The organism is Candidatus Aquicultor secundus, from assembly GCF_002791875.1.
GTDB classification, from domain to species: Bacteria; Actinomycetota; Aquicultoria; order Aquicultorales; family Aquicultoraceae; genus Aquicultor_A; species Aquicultor_A secundus.
The window spans coordinates 1-1959 of record NZ_PFNG01000267.1; the positions used below are offsets into that span (position 1 = coordinate 1).

The window sequence follows — 1959 nt, forward strand, 5'->3', positions numbered from 1 at the left end:
CCGGTAAGTTTAAGTTGTTAAGATCTGATACCAGGTATGAGGCGTGCGACTGGTGCCACGGCACCGGTGCCGGCTCAGGTTTTAATATCGAGATGGATAATGACGACAACTACACCACTGAGTACAACGTTGGACACACCATGGGCTTTGGTATTAGCTCAGGCAAGTGGAAAGCACCGGATGATACCTACCCTGCGTTTACACCAAACTACTGGCTAGGTGGATTCTCATGCTTCGAACTGCCACAGCCCGCATGCCAACCCGGCGAGGTTGCTTGGCTTCGACAATAACGGGCAGGTACGCGGTTTGGCATATACCGATCCAGATTATTACAATGGGCAAACGAGATATTACAGTATTGTCAACCCTGGCCATGGAAACGTCACCGATCCGCCGGGTGCGGGTCTCTTGTGCGTCGATTGTCACAAAAAGACCTATGATATAGACACCGGAGACCTCATTGCCGGCACCCCTTCAGCCGTGCCGCTTTATCAGGCGGGAAGCTGGCTTTTGGTCAAGGATGCTGATCGTGAGATTGCTGAAGCCAGTGAGGTCGTCAGTTATTACAAGCTGAGCGATACACTTGATACAACTGGGACCTTGGAGACTACCCAGATTGTCGCTGGAAATGAGATAAGCGATATGATCTATGCTTACAGCGAAAGTATCAATAACCAGCCAACGGTAACTGCGGGTCAACTCCATCAGTTTGACGCCAATAATGCATACCCGGTGAATAAGGTACCGACCGATTGGAATACTCCCATTGGTATCGCGAAAGGAGCGAACGGTAGCGCTGGCTTTGATATGCGAACCGCGATTCCACATGAACCAAGCCACGCATTGCTCTGGAACGTCAACGAGTTTTGCGCTGACTGCCACGATGGAAATACTGGTCTCAGCACCGTTGCAGCCCCGCTCTTCAGTGAGGACCGTGCTCTAAGAGATCAGACAGAAACGGGTGATAGTTCAGGCAGTGAAGTCAGTAGTATTGAAAGCTCGCCTACGAGTGATGCTAAACACTGGAAAGGTGAGTATGACATCGGATACGGCCACGACGAGAACCCGAGGCACTGCGGGCGCCAGATGCAGTTTAATCCGGAAGACAATCTAGTGTTTGGCCCCCACTGCCGCAATTGCCATAAGGGGTCAAGTAGTTGTGGAAGGTGCCATAGTCTAAGCAGCGGCGCAAACGCCAATCCAGCGAGAGCGATCTTTACAACTAATTTAAGCCGCGCTGCAGACAACAGCTATGATCGTGCACCTTACACAGAGGATCCGGGAGTGCAGGGCCAATCAACGTATGCTGTAACCCAAACTGCTACAGGCGAAGCTAACATAGTCTTCGATGGTCACTATAACTCCGTGCATACATCCGGTGGAGCGGCTGGTTATCCTAACGACAGTTTCATGTTCAAGAAATCTCGCACGGTTAATTGGGATAGTAATTGGCGGAGCAGTGAAGTGACATCAAATGCTAGTTGTTCTGACGATGGCTTTAGCTGGCCGCACAGAACACTTGGTTGGAAGATGCTTAAAGACGACCTGTTTGGTCTTGACTTCAATGGAGCCCCGATCGCTGTTGGCCAGTACAGGCATTATCCGAATGGTGGTGACCCGGATAACCCAACAGGTGGTTATGCAGTGCATGACGTCGATAGCGTATGCTTAGACTGCCACAATCCAACAATCTGGAATGCAACTAGCGCGTCTACCCATACTGATACGGCTGGCACAACGAAGGACGATTACAACGATGAGTTGTTGTTAAGAGGACTACCGTAGTGTGAGCATTTTACAAGCCGACTACTAACAAAGATTACCTACACAAAAGAGACCCGCTTTCAGGCGGGTCTCTTTATGCGGTCAGGGGGTCAGGGGGGACGTTCTTAATTTGCGCAAATAACTCAAAGGTCAAGCATAGCAATAGAGCGGGGAGATAAAATAGGGCCCAGGGGG

Annotated in this window: 2 protein-coding genes; both read left to right on the top strand. The window is 50.5% G+C overall.

The features are described from left to right. A partial coding sequence (locus COY37_RS11275; RefSeq protein ID WP_286977635.1) for a hypothetical protein occupies positions 1-290 on the top strand: 290 nt, incomplete at its 5' end. Further along, on the top strand, positions 220-1785 hold the full coding sequence (locus COY37_RS11280) for a hypothetical protein (protein ID WP_286977637.1): 1566 nt from the start codon (positions 220-222) through the stop codon (positions 1783-1785). The genes COY37_RS11275 and COY37_RS11280, both read left to right, overlap by 71 nt. Positions 1786-1959: the final 174 nt, after the last annotated feature.